The sequence below is a fragment of the Pedobacter africanus genome (assembly GCF_040548825.1).
Classification (GTDB): domain Bacteria; phylum Bacteroidota; class Bacteroidia; order Sphingobacteriales; family Sphingobacteriaceae; genus Pedobacter; species Pedobacter africanus_A.
Genome location: NZ_JBEPSL010000001.1, coordinates 889,566 through 914,056 on the forward strand (window position 1 = coordinate 889,566; position 24,491 = coordinate 914,056).

The following is a 24,491-nucleotide window of genomic DNA, read 5'->3' on the forward strand; positions in this document are numbered from 1 at the left end:
ATGAAACTATCGGCTAAACTTACCATTTTCATTACCGGATCAAAACTGGTGATTGTATTGCTGTTTGTTCTGACACTTCCATTTCTGGTCAGACAGATCGCTTCAGAATATACCAATTATACTTTAAAGCAGCAGCGAAAGAAGGTGCTCAGCATAATAGGAAAGAACGGCCTGGATTATTATTTTCAGGGCGATGAGACCTATGGTAGTTATACCATGCTCAAAGAAGAATTCATAGCCCTGCTGCCGGTTGGTGCCGGAATAAAGATGGATACCATCAAAGATTCCCAGCGTTTGATTGAAAGCGATACCCTCAACTATAGGGTTTTAAGCTATACCTTTAAGGAAAAGAACAAGAACTACCTGCTCGAAATTGGTAAGACAACGGCAAGTATCAACCAGTACAACAAACCTTTACAGGAATTTGCTTTATACGTGCTGATCACCCTTATTGTGCTCACGATATTGATTGACCTTACTTTTATCCGTTTACTGATCCGCCCGCTGGCAAAAATTATAAATACCCGGCTGATCAACAGAAAGTTTCCTTTTAAAGCAGAACAGCAGCAGATCAAAACCAGTACAACTGATTTTAAATACCTGGATGAATCGCTGATCCTGTTAATGAACCAAATCAATGAGGCCTTTTATAAGGAAAGGGAATTTACCTCCAATGCCTCGCATGAGCTGATGACACCAATCAGTATCTTACAGAATAAGATGGAAAACCTGCTAAGGGAGGAAACACTGGACGAGCCCTCAACTATAGCTGTTGTAGAAATGATGAAAACGGTAGACAGGTTAAAAAACATAACGAAATCATTGCTTCTGATTTCCAGGATTGAAAACGAGCAGTACATCAGAAAGGAAGAGGTTAAACCTTTACAGTTGTTTAACGAAATCGTCGATGAGATCGGCCATAGGCTGGAGGAAAAGGAAATAAAGATCTTTTTGGATGTTTCCCCTGCGGCGGTACTGAAAGATGTGAATAAGGACCTGTTGTTCCTGCTGTTTTTTAACCTGCTGCACAATGCCATAAAATTTAACCGCCTTCATGGAGAGATTTTTATAAATGACAGCTATTTAGCCAATGGCGCCTATGAGCTTACCATTAAGGATACGGGAATCGGGATTGCCAAAGCAGATCTGCCCTTTGTTTTTGACCGCTTTATGAAGACCAATCTGGAAGGAGATGTAGGTTACGGGCTGGGCCTGGCCATTGTGAAAAGTATCGCATTGTACCACCAGGTACAGCTTAATGTTCAATCAGAAGTAGGTGAAGGCACAATATTTACAATTTTGTTTCCGAAAAATTAAGGGGCGAGGGCTTCCAGTGTTTTGACCAGGTCAATGAATACTTTGGCATCTGGTTTCAGCTCCCTGCACCTTTTCGCCCATTTTAGGGCATCTGCCAATGCCTGGTGCTCGGTAGCGGGTAAATCAGCAAATGCTTTTGCAGCAGTGTAAAGTTGTTCGGCAATTTCCATGGTATACTGGTTTACCAGGTATTTTTTTTCTTCTTCAAACCCCGGGGTTTTTGTGCTGTCTTTCTCACCGCTGATAAATGGCTGCATTACTTTGTCGAAGCGGCGTTTATCTTCGGCCCGAAGGCTATCAGCAGAAATAGCAAAAGGTTGGGCAGCCATTTTGTAGCCTGCATTTTTTACACCCTGATAGTTACGGGTTAAGCCGTAATACATCAGATCGTACCGGTTCATGACGGCTTTCTGGTTTTCGGTAAGGCCATAAAGCTGTTTGCCAAATGCCATCAGATCTGGATAGGCTGTCAGTCTTTTCTCTGTTAATGCAAGTCCCGCTGCATTTCTGACCACTTTTTCAAACAAACGGTTCGTGGTTTTTTCTTTTGAGGCTATGCTCAGTTTATCGTAATAGCGGATCAGGTGATCCAGCGATGCAGACTGCTTTCCGCTCAGCTGATTGGCCAGATACAGCAGGGTCGCATCTTCGCCTAACTGCCCCTTGGGGATGGTTTTAAAATAAGCATCCAGCACCGCTGTATTGTCCATATTCATTGCCGAAAGCCGGTCCAGATAATTGCGCAGAAAAAGCGGGTCACGGTTACCCTCATGATAAGTCTTTTCCAGATGAGCAAGATTAAATTTATCGCCACCGGCCTTCAGGGCCTCATCGGCGATGTTAATAAAGGTTTTTTTTTCTCTTTCGCCCACTACCTTGTGCACAAGATCGCCGTTGCTGTTCAGAAAAAGATAGGTAGGGTAAGCCCTTACATTATATTTCGCGGCAAGGTTTTTACCCTCACCTTTTTCTGCATCTATTTTATAATTTATAAATGTGACGTTGTACTTGTTGCCAACTGCCTGTTCGGTAAATACAAATTTATCCATGTATTTGCAGGGGCCGCACCAATCGGTATAAACATCTATAAAAATCATTTTATTGGTTTTAGCGGCCTGGGTCAGTAGTTGCTGCCAGCTGCCTTCAAAGAACTGTATGCCCTTTTTATCACTGGTTTGGCCAAAAACTGATGCTCCATACAGCAAAAAAAAACAAATTGGAACAAATCTTTTCATTTTATCAGCTTGGATGTGCCTGATAAAGTTAGTCTTAAAAAAAGGAAAACCATAATCAATGGCGACTGTTCTTATAAGACATCAAAACCTTTTAAAAATGGAAAATAATAAAGAAATCTTAAACGATCTTGTACAGATTACAAACGACAGGATCGCCGGCTACCAGAAAGCCATTGAAGAATTACATGTAGAAGATACAGATCTGAAAACCCTGTTCGTTGAAATGGTAAGACAAAGCCACAGGCACAAAGCGGCACTGGTTCAGGAATTGCAGGTACTTGGTGGTGATGCGGATACGGGTACAACAACATCCGGAAAAATTTACAGGGCATGGATGGACATTAAAGCCATGTTTACTGGGCACGACCGCGAAACGGTTTTAAGCAATTGCGAATTTGGCGAAGATGCCGCACAGAAGGCGTATAAGATGGCGCTTGAAGCAGATGGTTTATCAGCAAATTTACGATCTTTGATTACCGATCAGCAAACAGAGCTAAAGGCTTCGCACGACGAAATCAAAGCGCTGAGAGATCAGTTGGTATAATAGATGAATCAGGGGCTTTTAGCCCCTGATTTATTAATAAGTAGAGCACATATGATACAGGTAATACTGGCAGAAGACCATAACATTGTAAGAAACGGGATCAGGATGATACTCGAAATAGATAAGGGCATTCACATTGCGGCCGAGGCTGTAAATGGCAGGGAGGTGCTGGAATATCTTTCCAAAGCAGATAAAACTGATGTGGTACTTGCCGATGTCAATATGCCGGAGTTGGATGGCTTAGGTTTGCTTAAAGAAATTAAAGCGCGCTGTCTGGATACAAAAGTTGTGATACTCTCCATGCACGACAATGAAAAATATATATCCGAGGCCTTTATCAACGGCGCGGCTGGGTACCTGTTAAAAAGCGTAAGTGCCGATGAACTTATTTTTGCACTTAAACACGTTCATAATGGGGGTAAATACCTTTGTTCGGAACTTGCCATGAAAATGTTCGAAAAGTCTATACAATGCGGGCCAAATATTTTAACCATCTCAAACGACAAAACAGACTTCTCGGCCCGTGAAATTGAAGTGCTGCATTTGATTGCGGAAGGCTTAACCAATAATGAAATTTCTGATAAGCTGTTTATCAGTAAAAGAACTGTGGAAGGGCACCGCCAGAGTTTACTCGAAAAAACCGCTTCCAGAAATACCGCCGCACTCATACGATATGCCGTTTTAAACGGCTTTGTGCAATGAGGCAGCACTGCATGGATTAGCCTACAGGTAAATATTTTTAATACAGGTATAAATACGGTAGTTTAAGGATGTTTATACCCGATGTGAACTGTGGAAATACCCAAAATATTTACTGGTTCCTTTAGAACGAAGGGTCTGTTAAAAAAGGCCAGCTAACGGCATAGTGTTTGGGATTTTAAGGTAACCCTAATCTTAAAACCCCTTAATATGAAAACAGAATCACTGGAATTTAACAGGCAGTTATTTACATTCAGAGACACCTTACGCCACTTTGCAATTTCATTTACCAAAAACGAAGACGACGCCGATGATCTGGTTCAGGAGACCTTCCTCAAGGCAATTCGTTATGCTACAAAATTTGAGCAGGGAACCAATTTAAAAAGCTGGCTGTACATGATCTTAAAAAATACTTTTATCAATAATTACCGCAGGGCCAACAAGCTTAAATTTTATAAAGCCGAAAGTGCCGGGCTTGCTGCCGATAATTATAAAAATAATGCCGCAAGTAACAAAGGAGAAAGCAAGTGCGCGCTGGATGACATTCAGGGAGCCTTAGCTAAATTACCTTATGAATACTACTATCCATTTATCAAGTATTTTGAAGGTTATAAATACCACGAGATTGCTGCAGAATTGAATATTCCTATAGGTACTGTAAAAACCAGAATTCATTGTGCCAGAATGGTGCTAAAGAAAAACCTGAAGATGTATCATGCGGAGTTCCTGAAAAATTAAAGCTGTTCCTCCTGATATGGCTTTAAAAAAAAACATTTTTCCAAATTATTATTCCGGAACAAGTGGCCTGCTGCTACCTGTCCGGAATAAGCTTTTTTATCCGGAAGCGTTCCGGGACAAAAGCCGCCTGTGTTTTTATGGTTCTTTAATGAACAGTCTTGAAGTGAACAGCTCTTTTTATAAAGTGCCAAAAGCCGCTACAGTAGCGAAATGGGCACATGAGGTGCCCCATGATTTCAGGTTTACTTTTAAGCTTTACAGGGGCATCACCCACAACAAGCATCTTGCATTTGATCCGGAAGCCGTAAAACATTTTATGGAGGTTATTGATCAGGCAGGCCATAAAAAAGGGTGTTTGCTGGTGCAGTTTCCACCCAGCGTAAGCATAAGTGAATTGCGGCAGCTGGCCTTGCTGATGGATGTACTGAGAGCTGCTGATCCGGAAAGCAAATGGAATATTGCATTGGAATTCAGACATATATCTCTTTACCGGGACGAAGTGTACAGGTTGCTCAATACGTATGGCATGGGTATGGTAATTCAGGATAAGCCACCTGCAGTTACGCCAATGCTGGAAACAGCGCTTCCTTTTATTTACCTGCGCTTTCATGGCCCCGATGGAAGGTACGGAGGAAGCTATGAAGATGAGGTGCTTTACGAATATGCAGGGTATATCCGGAGCTGGTTGCAAGAAGATAAAACTGTATTCTGTTATTTTAACAATACCATGGGTAATGCAATAGCAAACTTATTTACCCTGAAAGATATGGTGCTAAGCTAAAGGAAGTTCAATCTTTCGGCTTTAATCCCAATAAAAATATTAGCTTTAAATATTCAAAGACTTACATCCTTTTGGTGTATAATTGGGAACTTAAATAAAAATGAACAAGATTTATTTCAGAATATGAATGAGGAGTTGCGGGGCGATCAAAAATTAAACGAACTCAGACTTGCTGAACTTGATGAGAAGCAGGCACGACTGGCAGCCATTGTTAATTCATCCGATGATATCATTATAAGTAAAACGCTGGAAGGTATAATTACAAGCTGGAACCCTACTGCCGAAAGGGTATTTGGCTACCAGGAAAAGGAGGCGATAGGGCGGCACATTTCTATCATCATTCCCCCTGATCGTTTTCAGGAGGAAGATTACATCATTTCCCAGATTAAAAATGGCCGGAAAATAGACCATTTTGAAACGGTACGCATGGGTAAAGATGGAAAGCTGGTGCAGCTGTCGATAACAGTATCGCCGGTTATTGACGAGAACGGCAAAATTATCGGGGCATCTAAAATCGCACGTGACATTAGCGCGCAGGTCATATCGCAGCATGCTGCCAGGCAATATACCGAGCGGCTGGAGATCATGAATATGGTGATGAGCTCCATTTCAGAAGAGTTGGATCTGAATAAGATTTTGCAAAAGGTTACCGATGCCACCACTAACCTTACAGGGGCAAGGTTCGGTGCTTTCTTTTACAACAAGATAGATGAAGAAGGTGAATCTTACATGCTTTATACCTTGTCGGGTGCACCCCGTGAAGCATTCGATAAGTTTGGAATGCCCAGGAATACGGCTGTTTTTCACCCCACTTTTTCCGGTGAGCGCGTAGTAAGGGTAGATGACATTACAAAAGACCCTCGCTATGGCCATAATGCTCCTCATTTTGGCATGCCAAAAGGTCATTTGCCGGTGGTGAGTTACCTGGCTGTGCCTGTGATATCCAGATCGGGCAAAGTGATAGGCGGATTGTTCTTTGGGCATCCCGAATCAGGAAAATTTACCGAAGAGCATGAAATATTGGTCACTTCGATAGCTGCACAGGCTGCCATAAGTCTGGACAATGCAAAATTATTGGAGGAAGTGATGGCCCTGAACGACAAAAAGGACGAATTTATCGGACTGGCCAGCCACGAACTTAAAACACCGCTGGCCAGCATCAACGGTTATCTTCAGATACTCGGCAGGAGGATTGCAGGTACCGAGCATCAGCTGTTTCTGGATAAAGCACTGCACCAGGTTTCCAGACTTACCACACTGGTTAACGATTTACTTGATATTTCGAAAATTGAGGCTGGCAAGCTAAAATTAAGAATCGATACCTTTGACCTGAAGCAGATTGTTGAAGAAGCCATTGAACTCATCCAGCAAAGTGTATCCGCACATACCATAACTTTTAAAAGTGATGTAGCACAATGCCTGGTGGATGGCGATGCCCAGCGGATCGAACAGGTGGTAATTAACCTCTTGTCGAATGCCATAAAATACTCGCCTTTAGCCAACCGTGTTGAAGTAACACTCAGGTACGAAGCCGAAAAAGTGGTGGTGTCTGTAAAAGATTTCGGTCCGGGCATACCAAAAGACAAGCTAAAGAGCATCTTTACAAGATTTTATCGTGTAGACGAGTCAGCACCCAACATTTCGGGACTTGGAATAGGCCTGTATCTGGCCAATGAAATTATCACCCGTCATTCCGGAGAAATATGGGGAGAAAGTGAAGTTGGAAAAGGAAGCACTTTTTACTTTACCATACCTGTGAACATAACCTCATAATCAGGAAGGTATGGTAAGCTGTACCCTTGTTCCGGGATTTGCCGGAGAAATGTTGAGCACACCCCTTAGCAGCTCCACGTGTTGCCTGATGGTGTGCAAGCCAATGCCATAGGAAACCTTCTTTGCGTCAAAGCCCTGGCCGTTATCGCTTACCTCAACGGTATACTGCTTTGCATCGTAATTGATGCCGACGGTTACTTTATTTGCGCCGGCATGTTTGATGATGTTGACAAGAAGTTCCTGAACGCTCCGGTAGATGACAATTTCAATGTACTGTTCCATAACCTCAGGCAGGTTATGGAATAAACAACGAATATCCAGTACGCCCTTAAACTGTTTGCATATATCTTCAATGGCTGCCTTAAAGCCAAAGTCCTGCAGTACATTGGGTATTAATTCATGGGAAATATCTCGGGACTCCCTGATGGCCTGTTGCAGGAGTGAGGTTGTCGTCTGTCTGATTTCATCATGGCGGGCTGTCCAGGATTCACCTTTTTTCAGGTTGATCTGGTTAAAATTAAGCAAGGCCCCGAATAGAATCTGCCCAAGTCCATTGTGCAGGTTTTCTGCAATCCGACGGCGCTCTTTTTCCTGGGCGTTTAGCGTAGCTTTGAGCAGCTCCCTGCGATGTTGCTGCTTTTTTTCTACTTCCTGTGCTTTAAGCAGGTTCTCGGCCGCTTTTTTTCGTTCGGTAACGTCATTAAAAAGAACCGCAACATGATGGTCTTCGGGCGCATCAATTCGGAAAGCATAAACGTCGTACCAGCGGCCCAGGGCGGCTGCATATTCTTCAAAATGCCTAGACAGTCCGGTTTTTGCAACTTCTCCGTAGATTTCGTACCAATGATTTTCGTGCTCAGGTAAGATGTCCCTTACTGTTTTTCCGACTGTATTTGTGAGGCCTGTTTGTGCTTCAAATGCTTTGTTCATCTCCAAAAAACGGTAATCTACCGGTTCATCTGCTTCATTAAAAATCATTTCGATTGTGCAAAAACCCTGCTCAATCGAGTTGAATAACCAAACATACTTATCGGCAGCCTGTTTGGCCAGGTCATCTTTTATGTTCAGCAGCTCCTGCTCCGCTCTTTTTTCTGCAGTGATGTCGCGCGTGGTCATGATAATACCATCTTCATACTTCACGAGTGCCTGGTAAAACCAGGCGTCCCCAAAATGTTCATATGGATAATGATGTTCGTGTTTATAGGAGATGCCAGTTTCAGTAACATGAACCATTTTATCAAAAATCCCGCTCACAATTACTCCAGGGCTTAATGTGGTCAGGCGTTTGCCAATTACATCCCCATTTTGCTTAACGCCCTGGGTATTGTTCAGAATCCATACAAAGTCGATGATATTTCCCTTTTCATTTCTTACGGCTTCAAACACCTGGATGACGTCGAGTGAGCTGTCGACCACCGATTGGAAAAACTCAAGTCCGGATCTGGCATTCAATTCGGTGGTTTTGATATGGGTAATGTCGATGGTTGAAGTTGCTACTCCATCGTTCAGTTTCACGACCGACTGGTAAAACCAGCCCTTAAACTGTTCATGAACGTAATGTCTTTCTGATGCATCGGGAATGCCGGTTTCAGTTACCTGCTTAAAGGTATCGAATATCCCTTCTTCAATTACACCCGGATTTAAACTGAGCAGGCTCTTGCCCAGGACATCGCCATACACTTTTTCTGAAGCTGGGTTGTTTAAAATCCATTTAAAATCGATAATAGTGCCTTTGCTGTCGCGTACAGCTTCAAATACCTGTATCATGGCAGCAGAACTGTCCATGGCAGATTGTAGTAATTTTTGCTTCATTTGGGTGTTTGGTTATGCACTTTCCAAATCAAATCTTCAGTGCGATAGCCTAAATTTTTTGCTGGTGAAAGGTAATCTTTTTTGATGGATATGTTTGCTGGTCTCTGATTCATAAAATTTCATGTAGGTAATGGAATGGATACACCTCACTTGCGGTGCTTAACAATCCTGAATGAAAATTTGTTTTTAAGGACCGCAGGCGGCTTGCTCAGGATTTTTTATGGGATCCTGATGTGATCAGCATTCGCTTTTTGAATTTTAAGTTTTTCGGCTTCTTCTTCCGCTGTGATTTTTCCTTTTTTCAGATCTATCCGGATGATATTGTATAAACTCATATACAGGTTAGCCATCCATACAATGGTAAAGCCAGCTATGATGTAGCCAATCCAGTTTTCGTAAAGTAATTTGTAATCGGTTATTAGCAGTAAAATGAGTGTTACATAGTGGCTGAAGCAATATTCGCAGGTAAACACATAAAAAAATTTCCGTTTCAATAAGGTACTGCAGGATTTTGATTTTGCAACACAGTATTCCCGGGGCTCTTTAAATATTTCTTCTTTGGTAACTGTCCAGGATATGCAGGCAACTACTATTGCCAGAATAAAGAACCAAAAAGGGTGGCTTTCCATAGTATCGTTTTTATGTTAAACAGCCAGCTATAAATAATAGTTTCAAAATTGCTGCTTATACTTTTTATCGGATAAAGCCATGCTTTAATCCTGGATCGATTTTGATTTGTTCTTAAGGTCTCTCAATAATTCGATTTCTACAGCCTGCAGATCATACAGTTTTTTGATCTGCTCTCCAAGCAGCAGGTCCATTTTCTGGTGCAGGCTGCGAATACCCATTTCGGCTTTGAGGTTAATCAGATAATCATTTTCACTTCTCATGCGGTCTTTTTCTTCTTTTCGGTTTTGACTCATCATAATTATGGGAGCCTGCAATGCCGCTATACAGGAGAGGATCAGATTCATCAATATAAACGGATAAGGATCAAAAGCCCTGCTGCTTATCGCTGTAACATTGTAAACAATCCAGAGGGCCAGTAGAATGACAAAGAAAATAATAAACTTCCAGCTTCCGCCAAAACGGGCTACCCTGTCAGAGATTTTTTGCCCGTTTGTGAGCTGTTCTTTAGCCGGGTGGAGCAGATTGTTGAGCACCAGATCTTCTTCTTTTATTGTTTCCTCAACAATTTTATGAAGTTTGTTGAGGAATTCGTTTTCAGCAGATGATACATCATCATTCAGTTTTTTTTTCATGCCCATGGCGTTGTTCATTTTGTGAAATAATCTGATATAATTTTTCTACATCTTTCAGATGGCATAGTTCTGTGCCGGGGTTCATCGTTGCAGCGGTGCCGCAGGCGACTCCATATCGCGCTGCATCGGTAAGACTTCTGGAGTCAAAAAGGCTGTAAACAATTCCTGCCAGCATGCTGTCACCAGCCCCTACGGTACTTTCTGTTTTCACTGTGGGAACTTTAATCTTCAGGGACATTGATGGCGTAACGAGGAAAGCCCCCTCAGCACCCAAAGAAGTAACAATGACTTCGCATTTGTATTTGTTCAGCACTTCTTTAGCCGCTCTTTCAGCATCATCAACTGCCAAAACCTGCAGCCCAGACAGGTTGGCCAGTTCCTTTAAATTTGGCTTAATCAGGTAAACGCCTGCTTTCAAAGCCTGTTTAAGCGCCTCACCCGAAGTGTCGACTATAAGTCTGGCATTTTTAGCCTGGCTAATTTCTGCTATTTTTTTAAAGATGTCTGGTGGCACGCCCGGAGGCAAACTCCCGCTAACCACTATGTAAGCGGGAGCTTGCTGTTGTTCTATTAGCTTAAGACATTTTTTATATACACTGCTGCTAGCGCTCACCCCCGGCATGCCAAACCGGTACTGGTTATTGGTTACAGTTTCTTTTATCGTGATGTTTTCACGGGTATGCTCCTTTGTTTCTATAGGGAGCACATCCACTTTTTCATCAGTAAGCAATGTTGTCAGCAATTTTCCCGTGTATCCACCGGCAGGATAGATCGCAATAGCATTTCCACCCAGTCTTTTAATTGCCCTGGCCACATTTATTCCTCCACCACCTGGTTCATAAACAGGTGCTGTGCAAGTCAGTTTTTTTTCCGGGATTAACAACGGCACCGAGGCGCTCTTGTCAATTGCCGGACTAAAAGTTATTGTTATAATGTGGCTGGTTATCATTTTGGTATATTTTAAGTGCTTTTTTAAGGGTCATCCGTCCATTATGGATACGCGTTTTTACAGTGCCTAATGGAACGCCGGTTTGCTCCGCAATTTCATGATATTTATATCCGCTTATAAACATTTTAAATGGGATATACAGGTCGGAAGGCAGCTTTTCCAGCGCAGTTTCAATATCCTTACCGGTGAACCTGGATTCACCCGCATTATACGCGGTAAATTGTGAAAGTACTTTTCCCATATCCACATCATCAAGTAGTCCTACCTTATCACGCATAAATTTCAATTTCCGGTAGTTATTGATATAGGTATTTCTCATGATTACAAACAGCCAGGCCTTAAGACTGGTGCCTTTTTTGAATTTTTCAGAAAATCTCAATGCTTTGATGAGGGTATCCTGTACCAGATCGTTTACATCTTCAACATTTATGGAGAATCTTCTGGCAAAATTAACCAGTGCTGAAATTTCTGTCAGCAGCAGATTGTGAAATGCTGTCTGCGCATGCTCAGAGGGAATATTTTGTTTCATGGCTATGAGTTTTAGATAAGTAAAGCTATTTATCTGAATAGTAACCTGCCGTGAGGTTGCGCACAGCATTGTGTGCTGTTAATCACTCATTAATGTGCCGGAAGTCATATCTTATTTCCCTTTGTTCCTTCAACTTTATGTAAAATAATCATACAAAGATGAACGACGTAATTTTACAATCGCTGGGGGCTGCCGGGACAGTGACAGGTTCCAAACATTTACTGAAAACTCCCGAACTCAATATCCTTATTGATTGCGGTTTGTTCCAGGGAATAAAGTCCCTTCGCGAACAGAACTGGCAACCATTGCATATAGCTGCCTCAGAAATTGATGTGATCATTCTGACCCATGCGCATCTGGACCACTGCGGCTATATTCCCTTGTTGGTTAAAAATGGATTCAAAGGAAATATTTATATGAGTGAACCAACATATGAACTTACACAGCTGATACTTCTGGATAGTGCAAAACTACAGGAAGAGGATGCTGAACGGGCAAATAAACATCATTATACCAGGCACCATCCGGCAAAGCCGCTCTATACCGTTGAGGATGCCCGGTTTTCCTTTAAACATTTTAAGGTCATCAACTGTGATGTTTATGTCAGTTTAAGTGATCACATTCATTTTCGGTTTAAAACCTGCGGACATATTTTAGGGGCATGTTCTATAGAACTGACCTGTTTTGAAAAAGTAATTGTTTTTTCGGGCGACATTGGAAGAGATAATAGTCCGCTTTTACCGCCGCCGGATTTTTTTACCGCTGCCGATTATATCGTAATGGAATCCACTTATGGTGACAGGCTTCATGACGATACAGACCCCTATGACGAACTGGCCGATGTCATCAACAAAACAATCGATCAACATGGTAATATTCTTATACCCAGTTTTGCGGTAGGGCGGGCGCAGGAACTGATTTATATGATCAATACTTTGCAAATACAAAAAAGGATACCTTCGGATTTGCCGGTTGTGCTGGACAGTCCAATGGCGGCAACGGCAACCAGTATTCTGATCCGTTATGCTGATGAATTTACTACAGTTTCAAAGGCGGAATATTTGCAAGTGAGCAATCATATCACCATTAACCGTGAATTCGCCGACACCATTTCTACGATTGATAATAAAAGAAGTAAAATCATTATTGCGGCAAGCGGCATGCTCTCTGGTGGCCGTGTACTGGAATACCTGAAACACTATATTGGAGATGGTAGAAACACCATTCTTATTATCGGTTTCCAGGCTGAAGGAACCCGGGGTAGGGCATTGCTTAATCATAGCCATGAGTTAAAAATTCATGGCAGGTACTTCGAAGTTAGGGCCAATGTGAAAGAGATACAAGGCCTGTCGGCACATGCAGATCAGGCGGAGCTTTTGCGCTGGATAGGAAAGTTTGAAAAGCAGCCTAAGCAGATCATGCTGGTGCACGGAGAGCCCTGCGCCCAGGAAGCGCTCAGGGTAAAGATTCAGACCGAACTCCATTTGCCGGTGAAAATTATGAAGCAGGCAGAAGATGTTTTACTGTTTCATGCCTGATGTTGTATTTTTTAAAATGAGTAAGTCGGAAATTATATTTTTGCAGGGGCCGCAGTCAAGATGGAAAGAACTGCTTTTTACGCTGAAAACAATGCGTGAATTTATTTATGGCTTTAGAAAGCTGCATTTTCTTGGCCCCTGTATTACCATTTTTGGTTCTGCCCGTTTTAAGGATGATCATCCTTATTATGATTTCACGCGTAAGGCAGCAGCGGAATTTGCCAAACTCGGCTTTACCATAATGACAGGGGGCGGGCCTGGTCTGATGGAGGCTGCCAACCGGGGTGCCAGGGATGTAGGTGGACGGTCAGTAGGCTGTAATATCCAGCTTTCCAGAGAACAGCAGCCTAATCCCTACCTGGATAAATGGGTTTATATCCGTCATTTCTTTATCCGTAAAGTTTTGCTGGTTAAATATTCCTTTGCTTTTGTAGTGATGCCTGGAGGCTATGGTACGATGGATGAGTTTTTTGAAGCCTTAACTTTGATCCAAACCCGCAAGATCAGTGATTTTCCCATCATCATTTTTGGGAAAGATTATCATAAAGAACTGCTGGATCACATTATGCAAATGCAAAAGTACCGTACTGTTACTGATATGGATACACAATTGTTCCTGGTAACAGACAGCATTGAGGAGGCTGTTACGCTGATTAAAGAAAAAAGTATCAAGCGTTACGCCCTTAAACCTGAGCAAAAGATAAAGCCCTTCAAATGGCTCTTTGAAGATAATTGAACGACGAACGTTTAAAGGAGTTACGCAATTGTAATTTGCTTGTTCAGATACACATCCTGAATGGAATTGGTACCTGCGTAAGTCCTTGATCAACAGGTAGTATAGAAAGGTAACCGCTGCCCGCAAGCCGGCCGTGCCTGTACAATACTTCCATGTTGCGCAGGGTTTGAATGTTCCTTGAAGAATTCAGGAAAACGCGGTCAATGTAATCCGGACCGGGAAGGCAGAGGTTTTCTTTTGGAACAAGCTTGCATTGATGGGTAAACAGGTTCTCATCCTCTGCAATCAGTTTAATGATCTCGTGGTAATCCATAACGAACCAAATTTCGGAGAAACTGGCTGGCGGCAGAGTGACAGTTGTCATTCATAAAGCTGACTTCGATCATTTGAAAGCAATAAATCTATACAGAAATTGACCTACAGTAACTAAAAAGATAAAAACCATGATACAACCAGATTTCATTTCCGTTTTAGCCTTTTTGTGGTATTATCTGGGCATATTTATTTTTCTTATGCTCACCCAGAACATATTGGGCAATGTACTAAAGAAAACAACAGATAATGTTTTACATCATAGCCTGAGGTCTTTTCTGTTTGGAATAATTTTTTTTGCAGGAGTACCTGTAGTTGCGTTGCTTTCAATAATAACCTTATTTGGTATTCCATTGGGGCTAATGGTTTTACTCGTTTATATCATTTTGGTTCTATTGTCTGTTTTTATATCTGCCGTTTCAGTCGCAAACTGGATTAATAAATTAGGAAATTTTAACCTGAGTTTCTGGCCTCTTACTGGTTTTTCGCTAATCATTTTTTTATTGATTAACCTATTACTCATGGTTCCACTCATAGGCTGGGTCGTGTTAAGTATAATTTCCTGTTTATCATTTGGAAGTATACTGTTCAGTATGAGAATAAATTTATATAGTGCCGAAAATCATGCCCTATGGTGATGCCTGTCATTATTTAACCCATTGAAATTTAAGAGCTTTAGATGAAAAATAAGAAGTTATGAAAATGCACACCACCTTTCATTTTAACGCCAAAAAGAAAATATATACTGCATTGGCGCTTATTGTTTTACTGCTGCACCTAACCGCTTATGCCCAGGCCGCAACACTATTTAAAGATACCACGCTAAATGCAGAGATAAAACGAGTGCTTGCCAGTAAAACAGAAATGTCAGAATTTCATTATCCGAAATCTGTTGAAAGGTTCTATAGCCAGACAGGATTTCAGGCAATGTGGGCCAGTCCGGAAAAAGATGTGCGGAAAACCTGGGAAGCGTTGTTGATGCTTGATTGTGTTCTGCAGTTTGGCCTTAATCATGCAGATTACCATCCAAAAGAAGTCTTATATAGCACTATGCATGACATACTCGAAAGCCCATCTGCAGTAAGCACCTCACAAAAAGTCAGATTTGACATGATGTTGAGCGATGCATTGATCAGCTTTATGAATCATTTGCACTTTGGGAAACTAAACCCTGCAATTACTGCTGAAACAATAGACCAAGGCATGGTCAATGGCTTTTATGCCGAAGAAATTTTAAGAAAGGCCATACCGCAAAAAGATTTTATGAGTGCAGTTCTGGACGTACAGCCCAAAACAAAATCATATGTGCTCATGCAGGAACAAATGAGATTAATGACAGGACAATATGTTGGGGATTGTTATGAGGTCCCTAAAGGAGTGGCCCGAAAACTGGCCATCAACATGGAAAGGCTGCGCTGGGCAGCAATAAATGAAGATACTTTTATACAGATAAACATACCTTCCTATACTTTAAAGCTTCAAACGCCAGATACGATTTTCCAGTTCAAAGTGGTTGTAGGTAAACCTGGAAACCAAACTCATGAACTGCAGAGTTCCATAACCCATTTTTCCACTGCTCCAGACTGGAAGGTGCCTAAAAATATTTTTACTAAAGAAATACTGCCCAAGGCGTTAAAAAATCCGGCTTATCTGGATAACAATCATTTTGCAATTTACGACCACCATGGAAATTACATTGCAGCAGTCAGAGAGAACCTGCTGGCTGTAAGAAAAAATCCAGGAAACTACTTTCTGCGTCAATCTGCAGGCTGCGATAATGCGCTGGGACTTGTTGTTTTCAGGTTTCAGAACCCATACGATATTTACCTGCATGATACCCCTGAACAGCAATATTTTAATAGAGAAAATCGTGCCTTAAGTCACGGTTGTATCCGGGTGCAGCAGGCCGAAAAGTTAGCTACATTACTCCTGACGCTCGACGGGGCTAAGCAAAAGGCAGCATCCTTACACCAGGCAATGACTGCTTATTTGCCTAAAAATTTTACCCTTAAAAAAGCGGTTCCCATTAAGGTCACTTACTTAACCTGCGAAATAGGCGAACTGGGAATTGTGGAATATGATGACATCTATCAGAAAGATGAGGCACTGGAAATGGCTTTTTACGGATCTGGTGTACCAGATGGCATCAAAGAAGTCAAAATAAAACAGCTAAACTATTAAATGAAATGTTATGAAAAATATCCTAGTACCTACTGATTTCTCTTTGGCTGCGAAAAATGCTGGTGCCTACGCCATGCATCTGGCCAGAGAAATTAAAACCAACATTAAGCTTTGTAATGCGATAATGGTACCCGTTGAAATCCCGGTTGCGGCACATGTTGCTACACCTTTAATCGCATTTGAAACACTTGAACAGGAAGCAGAAGCCAGCTTACAGCGGCTGGCCATGAAAATGGAGGCTGCAGAGGAGTTTGCAACCCCATCGGATGGCTATCGCCCGGCAGTTGAGTTTGCAACCGGCATTGGATCCGTGTCTTTTGTGGTGAATGATCTAACCCGGCATAAAGATGTTGGTATGGTGGTTATGGGCATGTCAGGAGCAGGAGGCGTTACGCAGTTTTTAATGGGAAGCAATAGCCGGGCGATGGTCGAAAATGCCAGACTTCCTGTTTTGCTTGTACCTAAAGCAGCCACTTTTAGGCGCATACACAAGATTGCCTTTGCCACAGACCTGAGCAAAGCTGATATCGCGGTAATTCATGTCCTCGCGGGTTTTGCAAGAACTTTAAATGCACAGTTATTGCTTGCGCACATCACCAGCAAAGATGAAAAAATAACTGAGGCGGAACAGAAGGAAATTGACGGGTTTTTAAATGACATCACCAATAAAGTAAACTATCCTAAAATTTATTACCGGCATATTTTAGATAAAGGGGTAGACGAAGGCCTGGACTGGCTTGCAGATCATGCAGACGTACAGGTTCTGGCCATGGTTCACCGGCAGCATAGTATACTTTACAGGTTGTTTAAAGGCAGCCATACTCAACGGCTTCGGAAACATATAGAAATTCCACTGATGGTGTTCCCGGCAGATTGTTCATCCCATGTGTTATAAATTTTCGGGTTATTAAAAGTTACAATTATGAAAAAGATCTTAATGCCAACAGATTTTTCCGTGCCAGCAGAAAATGCCGCGCATTATGCATTACAGCTTGCAAAAGTTTTAAAAGCAGACGTGATTTTATGTAATGCCTACAGAGTTCCTGCCGAAGCACCAATGGCTGCCCAGGTAGCCTGGCCTCTGGTAGATTCATCGCAGATAGCGCAGGAGGTTTCCGGAAACCTGGATAATATGGTCAGGGAGTTGTCCGCCGGAGCCTGCACTACTGAAGCCGGTGAGTATTGCCCGGAGTTGACTTACGAAAGTGCCAAAGGCAGTGTTTGCGAAGTTGTTTCCGCATTGGTTAAGAAAAGAAAAATAGACCTGGTAGTAATGGGGATGGCCGGGGCAGGCAGTGTCACCCAATTGGTGTTGGGCAGCAATACCCGGGAGATGATTGATAAGGCGGATTTTCCGCTTTTGCTGGTTCCTTACGAAGCGGCTTTTAAAAAGATCAGGAAAATTGTATTTGTCACCGATTTGGATGAGGATGAACTGGAAGCAGTGACAGAACTGACTCATTTTGCCGCCTCATTAAACGCACAGATCGTCATTGTTCACATTACCAGTAGAGCTGTTAAACTGGAAGGCAAGCTTCATAAAGAAATGGAGGAGTTTTTTCAAAGCATATGTTCAAGGGTAGATTATCCGGCTATCAAATATGAATACGTGTGGAACATCGATGTGGATAACGGACTTGATTGGCTTGCTGAACAAAAGGACGTGGATATCATTGCTATGGCCCATCATGCGCACAATCTGCTATACAAATTGTTTATCGGCAGTCATACGCACAAACTATCCCGGCATACAAAAATTCCATTGCTGGTATTTCCTTTTGCTCATTAAATCTAAAAAAATAAATAGTTATGAAAAAGATCCTCGCAGTTTTCGACGGTTACAAACTATGTAAAAGCACACTTCAGCACGGCATTAGAATCGCTAAAGAAAATGGTGATCATTTGACCGGTGTATTTCTTGACTCCTTTTTTTACCGGAATTACAGTCTCAGCAAGGTGTTGAAAACATCTTTAAACCCGGATGAGACCATTAAAAAACTGGATAGGGAAGATGAGTTGCAAAGGAGTAATTCAGTTTACGAATTTGAGACTGCCTGCCAGCAGGCAAATATTAGTTTTTCCATCCACCGCGATCATAGTGTTCCGCTCATTGAACTGCAGTACGAAAGCATGTTTGCAGATCTTATCGTAATTAATGAACGTGAAAAGTTTACCCGGTCTGATACCAGAAAACCTACAGAATTTATCAGGGATTTGCTAACGGATGTTCAATGTCCGGTATTGGTGGTTCCTGATAATTTTTTGGAAATTAAAAAGCTGGTGTTCCTTTACGACGGCGAACCTTCTTCGTTGTATGCCATAAAGATGTTCAGCTATATTTTTGAGGGATGGAAAAATCTGCCTGTGGAGATCATTACGGTTAATGAAAGAAATGTTGCAGATTTTCAGCTTCCCGGATCTATTTTAATGACAGATTTTGTGAACCGGCGATTCCCGCATTCAAGTTTTACCTTGTTGCGCGGAAATACTGAGGAAATGGTACTGTCACACCTGCTAAATGCCGGCGAAGGTCAAATGGTTGTTTTAGGTGCTTATCAAAGAACTGAGTTTTCCAGGTGGTTGAAGCACAGTATTGCCGATACCTTAATGATCGGACTGGATATGCCCTTATTTATCGCACACCATTAGTCTGTTAACTTTTGCGCGCCCAGCGATTTAAGACCTTAATGGTTTGGGCCGCAATTTCCTGTAAGGCCTCCTGGGTCAGAAATGCCTGGTGAGGGCTGATGAGCACATTTTGATGGCCCATGAGTTCAGAAAGTAAAGGATCCCTTACCTGGTCTACTTCGTGATCTTCAAAAAACAACCCTTTTTCAAATTCATAAACATCTAATCCCAGGTAACCGATTTTTTTTCGTTTCAGGCCTGCAAGCGCATCGCTGGTTTTAATTAAACCGCCGCGTGAGGTGTTAATGATCATTACCCCATTTTTCATTTTTCGTATGGCTGCTGCGTTGATGATATGCTTTGTTTCAGCTGTAAGTGGTGTATGAAGAGAGATAATGTCAGAGACCTTATATAAAGTTTCCAGGCTAACCATTTTTACATTATCCAGGTTTTGAGGCTTAACATCGTAGCCCAATACCTTGCAGCCCAATCCATTAAAAATTGTTGCAGTTGCCGCACCTATATGCCCCAGGCCTATCAGACCAACGGTTTTTCCGTAAAAATTAAACCCTGTTAAACCGTTAAGGCTAAAGTTGTATTGGTGGCACTGGTGGTTGGCCAGAACCAGGTGCCGGCTCAATGCCATGGCTAGGGCAACGGCATGTTCTGCTATGGCTTGCGGGGAATAGGCAGGTATATTTGATACTTTAATCCCATGCTGTTCCGCTGCTGCTTTATCAATATGATCTGTACCTACAGATCTTGTAACAATATATTTAATGCCCAATGCTGCCAGTTTATGGATAACCGGTGCCATTACCTCATCATTTGTGAATACAACAACGGCATCGTTTCCGGCCGCTTTGCAGGCTGTGTCTGCATTTAATGCATCAGCAACGAAAGTAATTTCGTGTTTTTTTTTATTGGCTTTAACCAGCAGGGGTTTTTCAATTTCCTTGGTGCTGTAAAAAATTGCTTTCATAATTGTGTTCCGTTAATTATACCTGGTAAAAATAGGGAGCAGCCAGGTATCGCAGAATGACCGTTGTCATCCTCCTGCCTGATTGCGCGCACAATTAATTTTTCATCTTTACCAGCTTTTCGGTATTGAGCAGTTGGATTTGATTGCCATTCTTCTCCAGAAGGCCTTCAAATTTGAAATCGGTTAACGTTCTGCTCACAGTCTCAACTGCTATGCCTGCAAGTGCAGCAAGTTCTTCTCTTGAGACAATGATCTGATCGGCTTGTTTTACTTTTTTATTCAAACGTAACAATACCCTTGCCAGGCGTTTGCGTACAGAGTGGTAAGCCAGTTCCAACAGCTGTTCCTCTTTTTCGTGGATATTATTGGAAAGTATTTTAATAAACTGTGTACTGATTTCAGGGTATTTGTTCAGCAGGTTTAAGACCTGATCTTTTGGCAGCAGGTATAAGGATGTATCTTCAACAGCTTCCGCTGTTTCCGCAAACGCTTCTTCGAGTAAAAGTGTATCCAGGCCGATATAATCATCGGGGCCATAGAGGCCGGTTATGAACTGTCTTCCGTCTTCTGCAATTTTCATGGTTTTGATGTTCCCATTTAGGATCATATATAAGCCACTAAGGCTATCGCCTTCGTAATAAAGGATCTGCTTTTTTTTAAGCTGCTTAACTTTCCGGCCGTTGATAAGCGCTTTTAGCTCGTCCATACCTTTGCCTGTAGCTGAAGTAAGCTTTTCGAGCGTTTCAAAAGCCGAACCATGATAGGTTTTTTGCCGCAGGTGTTTGTTAATTCTTGTTTCCACTGCATGAAGTAAATCCATATCATCAAAAGGCTTGGTAAGGTAATCATCAGCACCCATTTCCATTCCTTTCCTGAAATCAATACGGTCGGTCTTTGCAGTAAGAAATATAAAAGGAATGTCGGCTGTCTCGTCGTTCTTATTCAATAAATACAAAACACCATAGCCATCCATTTCAGGCATCATAATGTCGCATAGAATTAGATCAGGTTTGTGTTTCAATGCCAGGTCGAAACCCGACTTTCCATTGTCGGCCTGAAGAACCGTATAACCGGAAAGCTCAAGTATTTCTATGCAGCTTTCCCGGATGTCAATATTATCTTCAATGATGAGAATTGTTTTCATACGAATCTCCCGGTATTTTGACAACTAACATTATTCATATGAGATGATGCATACTGATTCCAGTTATGTTTATGAAGTTAAACAATATAACTGAAAATTAACGTGTAATTTTTTTAAAAATTAAGAATGTATGGAAAAAATGTAGTTCCCTGACCGAAAAGTTTGAAGTAAAAATAGCCTTTAGGTAGTAACAACTAACTCTATATTAATAGAAGTGCCAACTTTGTTTTCGGCCGATAAGATTTCTATTTGACCATTCAGGTACGAAACCCTGTTTTTCATATTATGAATGCCCATACCTTTAGCTAAATGAGCCGGGTCAAAGCCCTTTCCATCATCTTCAATGGTGATATAAAATATATTATCGGTTTGGGAGCACTGCAATAAAATTTTTTTAGCCTCTGCATGTTTAACCGCATTGACAAGCGCTTCTTGTACAATGCGGTATATGTTCATCTGTTCTTGTGGCAACAAAGTATGTTTAATGCCCAGGTATTTAAAATCGATATTCAGTTTTTTAGAAGCTAACGATTCGCATAAATCCCTTAAAGATTCCTCCAGGCCAAAGTTAAGCAGCATTTTGGGCATCATATCATGTGCAATCCGGCGCAGTTCATTTATCGAACCTTCCATTTGGTTCATAATCTGCTGCAATTGTGGGTCATTATTATTGCTCTTTCCTGTGGCGTAATGAACCAGATTAATTTTTATTCCGGCAAGGGTTCCGCCCAATCCATCGTGCAGATCGCGTGCAACCCTGTTCTGTTCCTCTTCTTTGGCATTTAACATGGCCTGCACAATTTTTATCTGCTGCCTGCGGTCAATGTCTTCAATCTGCTGCTGATGGTTCAGGTCTTTCTGTACAGCTAGTTTTTTACTGCTTCTATAAAAAAGCCAGCCTAAAGTAGCAACAGCCAATAAAAACAAACAAGCTATCCCAAATAGCCAGCTGAATAGCTTGCTGTTCTTTGCCGATAGGTTTGCTTTTTCATTTTCGGCATTAAGGGCAATTATCTTTTTTTCCTTCTCCGCTGTCTTAAATTTTACTTCCAGTGTACTTATTTTATGCTCTATATCTTTTGTATTTATGCTATCCCGCAATTTAGTGTACTTTTTAAGCCAGGCATAAGCCATTTCGCTATTACCTAATTTGCTGTATGTTTCCGATAGTTCATAATATTGCATTAAACTATTTTGTGACCAATTTAATGTATGGTTCTCTACAATATTTCTAATAACATCCAAAGCTTGTTTATATTTCTTTTGTATAACTAATATTTTATATTCCTGAAAAGAAAGGCCTTCTTTTAAATATACATTTTTTGACCGCTTTGCTACACTGATACCTGCTCTAATGCTTTTAATACTTTTATCATATGCTTTGATATGTCTATAATACAAGCTCTCTATTGTATAATAATTGATGTAGTTTTCTGCTGAAGGGCATTTTACCAATAGGTCTTTGGTTTTATCTAGTGCTATTTTTGCAAGAGCTAGTTTTTCCGTGTGTACATAGTTTTGGGTAGAATATAAATAGGTATCAAACACGTTATTCATATTTGATACTTTTACCTCATCATATATCGAAATTGCCATTTGAAAATATTCTTCTGCTTTATCATACTGCCATCTATTTTCAAATACCAAGCCTGCATCAGTATAATATTTTGCCAAGTATTCCTTGTTCCCAGCTTTTTTAACCAAAGGGATGGTTTTGCTCAATAGTATATCAAGCATTAAAAGGTCTTCATCTTTTTGCTGTTGCAGATTGGCATAGTTTCCCCAACTTCTTGCCCGGAACAAATAAGCTTCTTTGATGTCAAATTTAGATAACTGCTTATCTGCCTCTAAATAGATTTCTCTGCTTTTTAAGGGATTAATGCTGTAGTAATATCCGCCCAGATAATAGTAGTAAAGTGCCTTGACATAAGGAAATTTATCTCCATATTTTAAGCCCTCTGTAAGGAATTTTTTAGATTTCAACGTATCTATATCCGACCAATAATCTGATAATAAGAATAAGGAACGAGCTTTTAAGCTATCAGATTTTGTGTTTTTGGAAAGTTGTAACAAACTATCAGGATAACGTGCGTCGGTTACAAGCAGTTGCGACAATGCCGATAAGTAACCGAAACTAATAAATAAGCAAAATATGACAGATCTTTTCATTAAAAACATAGGTTGCGTGCATCAAACATAGTTAAAGATAGCCAGCTATTTATAGATAAAATGGCTGTAATCGGGGATATTTACTGACATCCTATCCGCTATTTTTAGTTTATGAAACACTTTATGAAACTATGGTTAGCCTTTATATTGTTGCTATGTACGACAAATGTTTTTGCCCAAACTGTTTTTAGGGTCGATGATTTTTCCAAGGAATATTATGGCAAAATTGTTATTAGCGATACCACCGAAACCAGTCCTGGATGGGTGGGCATATACAAACGTAGCAACAATAAACGAATAATTAAGGTAAATGCAACTCGTACAGATTGGCTGTTGTGGGAAGTTGAATCAGAGGGCAGGCAGAACGCCATCATTTATAAAGATTTTAACTTTGATGGTCTTAAAGATTTTGCCGTTCAAGATGGGTACCACAGTTGCTATAACGCCCCCTCGTTCGCGGTTTATTTAGCAACCCCGAAAGGATTTGTATTCAATAATGATTTTACCCGTTTAACGCAAAACTACTGTGGTATGTTTCAGATTGATAAAAAAACAAAAACCATTAGCAACACGACCAAAAGTGGTTGTTGCTGGCACGAGTATTCAACATTCAAAGTCAACAATAACATGCCCAGGGCCATTAAAGTTGTTACAGAAGACTGTCGGAGCCTTGAAAGTTATTGTAGGATGAGGATACAAAAATGGAACGGAAAAAGAATGGTTATAAAAAAAAGCATCAAGCTAAATACTAACCGAATAGATACCATTTTCTCCTTTATTGTGCCTGAAAATGGCAAACGTATTTTACTTTTTACTATTGATAATCAACTGGAATATGCCTTGTTTGATAAAACAGGTGCTGTAGAATTTACCTACCCCTATGGCGCCGGAGATAATACTTCAGGTTTTAGGTTTTATGCCGATAAAAACAGACGCCTAGAATTTTCCAATAAAAAAGTCCGGTATGCTATTTTTGAACGGACAGATGGGATTGGTATTACTATTTGGGCTAAAGGCAAAACTTATTGCTGGGAAGGGGAAATGGAAACCCGCAAGGGCGGATTATATAAATACACTACTATGGGTTTCGATAACGTAGCGCAGCCACCTATTCATCATTCGAACTGAATATTACAAAATAGGTTTACTACATTAGTTGTTA

The 24,491-nt window shown here is 41.2% G+C and carries 23 protein-coding genes; 13 read left to right on the plus strand and 10 right to left on the minus strand.

Annotated elements, in window-relative coordinates; all coding sequences use genetic code 11:
• Complete coding sequence (locus ABIE26_RS03570) at positions 1-1,317, plus strand: sensor histidine kinase (RefSeq protein ID WP_310139947.1); 1,317 nt, start codon at positions 1-3, stop codon at positions 1,315-1,317.
• Here ABIE26_RS03570 and ABIE26_RS03575 read toward each other — a convergent pair.
• Positions 1,314-2,552, minus strand: coding sequence for a thioredoxin family protein (locus tag ABIE26_RS03575; protein WP_310139946.1), 1,239 nt, complete (start codon positions 2,550-2,552; stop codon positions 1,314-1,316). The two genes, ABIE26_RS03570 and ABIE26_RS03575, sit on opposite strands and share 4 nt — an antisense overlap.
• Positions 2,553-2,649: 97 nt before the next feature.
• Between ABIE26_RS03575 and ABIE26_RS03580 the strand changes: the two genes are divergently transcribed.
• From ABIE26_RS03580 to ABIE26_RS03600, 5 genes are all read left to right on the plus strand, one after another.
• A complete protein-coding gene (locus tag ABIE26_RS03580; RefSeq protein ID WP_310139944.1) occupies positions 2,650-3,096 on the plus strand; it encodes a ferritin-like domain-containing protein in 447 nt (148 codons plus the stop codon).
• 51 nt (positions 3,097-3,147) lie between these two features.
• Complete coding sequence (locus ABIE26_RS03585; protein ID WP_310139942.1) at positions 3,148-3,798, plus strand: response regulator transcription factor; 651 nt, start codon at positions 3,148-3,150, stop codon at positions 3,796-3,798.
• A gap of 207 nt (positions 3,799-4,005) precedes the next feature.
• Complete coding sequence (locus ABIE26_RS03590; RefSeq protein ID WP_310139941.1) at positions 4,006-4,533, plus strand: RNA polymerase sigma factor; 528 nt, start codon at positions 4,006-4,008, stop codon at positions 4,531-4,533.
• A gap of 16 nt (positions 4,534-4,549) precedes the next feature.
• Entirely contained in the window at positions 4,550-5,314 is a 765-nt protein-coding gene (locus ABIE26_RS03595; RefSeq protein ID WP_310139938.1) for a DUF72 domain-containing protein, read from the plus strand.
• 123 nt (positions 5,315-5,437) lie between these two features.
• Positions 5,438-7,087: a sensor histidine kinase gene (locus ABIE26_RS03600; RefSeq protein WP_310139937.1), complete on the plus strand. Its 1,650-nt coding sequence runs from the start codon at positions 5,438-5,440 to the stop codon at positions 7,085-7,087.
• On the opposite strand, the gene ABIE26_RS03605 is transcribed toward ABIE26_RS03600, so the two are convergent.
• The 5 genes from ABIE26_RS03605 to ABIE26_RS03625 form a co-directional block, all read right to left on the minus strand.
• A complete protein-coding gene (locus ABIE26_RS03605; protein WP_310139935.1) occupies positions 7,088-8,899 on the minus strand; it encodes a PAS domain-containing sensor histidine kinase in 1,812 nt (603 codons plus the stop codon). It lies immediately after the preceding gene.
• Positions 8,900-9,117: 218 nt separating this feature from the next.
• Entirely contained in the window at positions 9,118-9,528 is a 411-nt protein-coding gene (locus tag ABIE26_RS03610) for a hypothetical protein (RefSeq protein WP_310139934.1), read from the minus strand.
• A gap of 84 nt (positions 9,529-9,612) precedes the next feature.
• Complete coding sequence (locus tag ABIE26_RS03615) at positions 9,613-10,161, minus strand: DUF1003 domain-containing protein (RefSeq protein WP_310139932.1); 549 nt, start codon at positions 10,159-10,161, stop codon at positions 9,613-9,615.
• A complete protein-coding gene (locus ABIE26_RS03620; RefSeq protein ID WP_310139931.1) occupies positions 10,142-11,110 on the minus strand; it encodes a 1-phosphofructokinase family hexose kinase in 969 nt (322 codons plus the stop codon). Before ABIE26_RS03620 ends, ABIE26_RS03615 begins: the two co-directional genes overlap by 20 nt.
• Entirely contained in the window at positions 11,076-11,639 is a 564-nt protein-coding gene (locus ABIE26_RS03625; RefSeq protein ID WP_310139929.1) for an RNA polymerase sigma factor, read from the minus strand. Before ABIE26_RS03625 ends, ABIE26_RS03620 begins: the two co-directional genes overlap by 35 nt.
• Before the next feature lie 158 nt (positions 11,640-11,797).
• On the opposite strand from ABIE26_RS03625, the gene ABIE26_RS03630 reads away from it, so the two are divergent.
• Positions 11,798-13,177 carry an MBL fold metallo-hydrolase gene (locus ABIE26_RS03630; RefSeq protein WP_310139927.1) on the plus strand — a complete coding sequence of 460 codons (1,380 nt, stop codon included), beginning with the start codon at positions 11,798-11,800 and terminating at the stop codon, positions 13,175-13,177.
• Positions 13,178-13,193: 16 nt separating this feature from the next.
• Entirely contained in the window at positions 13,194-13,913 is a 720-nt protein-coding gene (locus tag ABIE26_RS03635; protein WP_310139925.1) for a TIGR00730 family Rossman fold protein, read from the plus strand.
• Positions 13,914-13,956: 43 nt separating this feature from the next.
• Here ABIE26_RS03635 and ABIE26_RS03640 read toward each other — a convergent pair whose 3' ends face one another.
• The gene (locus ABIE26_RS03640; RefSeq protein ID WP_354375038.1) at positions 13,957-14,226 is read right to left on the minus strand and encodes a hypothetical protein; all 270 of its coding nucleotides are present in this window, start codon (positions 14,224-14,226) and stop codon (positions 13,957-13,959) included.
• A 695-nt stretch (positions 14,227-14,921) separates the two neighbouring features.
• Here ABIE26_RS03640 and ABIE26_RS03645 point away from each other — a divergent pair.
• Genes ABIE26_RS03645 through ABIE26_RS03660 form a run of 4 tightly spaced genes read left to right on the plus strand, consistent with a single transcriptional unit; the run spans position 14,922 to position 19,055 of the window.
• Complete coding sequence (locus tag ABIE26_RS03645; RefSeq protein ID WP_310139921.1) at positions 14,922-16,406, plus strand: L,D-transpeptidase family protein; 1,485 nt, start codon at positions 14,922-14,924, stop codon at positions 16,404-16,406.
• A 10-nt stretch (positions 16,407-16,416) separates the two neighbouring features.
• Complete coding sequence (locus ABIE26_RS03650) at positions 16,417-17,301, plus strand: universal stress protein (protein WP_310139919.1); 885 nt, start codon at positions 16,417-16,419, stop codon at positions 17,299-17,301.
• Between the two features lie 27 nt (positions 17,302-17,328).
• A complete protein-coding gene (locus ABIE26_RS03655; protein WP_310139917.1) occupies positions 17,329-18,195 on the plus strand; it encodes a universal stress protein in 867 nt (288 codons plus the stop codon).
• A gap of 20 nt (positions 18,196-18,215) precedes the next feature.
• The gene (locus tag ABIE26_RS03660; RefSeq protein WP_310139915.1) at positions 18,216-19,055 is read left to right on the plus strand and encodes a universal stress protein; all 840 of its coding nucleotides are present in this window, start codon (positions 18,216-18,218) and stop codon (positions 19,053-19,055) included.
• 4 nt (positions 19,056-19,059) lie between these two features.
• Here the strand turns inward: ABIE26_RS03660 and ABIE26_RS03665 are convergent, their stop codons facing one another.
• The 3 genes from ABIE26_RS03665 to ABIE26_RS03675 all read right to left on the minus strand — a co-directional run bounded on the left by ABIE26_RS03665 (position 19,060) and on the right by ABIE26_RS03675 (position 23,329).
• Entirely contained in the window at positions 19,060-20,016 is a 957-nt protein-coding gene (locus tag ABIE26_RS03665; protein WP_310139913.1) for a 2-hydroxyacid dehydrogenase, read from the minus strand.
• 94 nt (positions 20,017-20,110) lie between these two features.
• Positions 20,111-21,160, minus strand: a complete 1,050-nt coding sequence (locus ABIE26_RS03670; protein WP_310139910.1) for a response regulator — start codon at positions 21,158-21,160, stop codon at positions 20,111-20,113.
• A gap of 180 nt (positions 21,161-21,340) precedes the next feature.
• A complete protein-coding gene (locus ABIE26_RS03675; protein WP_354375042.1) occupies positions 21,341-23,329 on the minus strand; it encodes a tetratricopeptide repeat-containing sensor histidine kinase in 1,989 nt (662 codons plus the stop codon).
• 123 nt (positions 23,330-23,452) lie between these two features.
• On the opposite strand from ABIE26_RS03675, the gene ABIE26_RS03680 reads away from it, so the two are divergent.
• Positions 23,453-24,457: an XAC2610-related protein gene (locus ABIE26_RS03680; protein ID WP_310139905.1), complete on the plus strand. Its 1,005-nt coding sequence runs from the start codon at positions 23,453-23,455 to the stop codon at positions 24,455-24,457.
• Positions 24,458-24,491 lie beyond the last annotated feature (34 nt).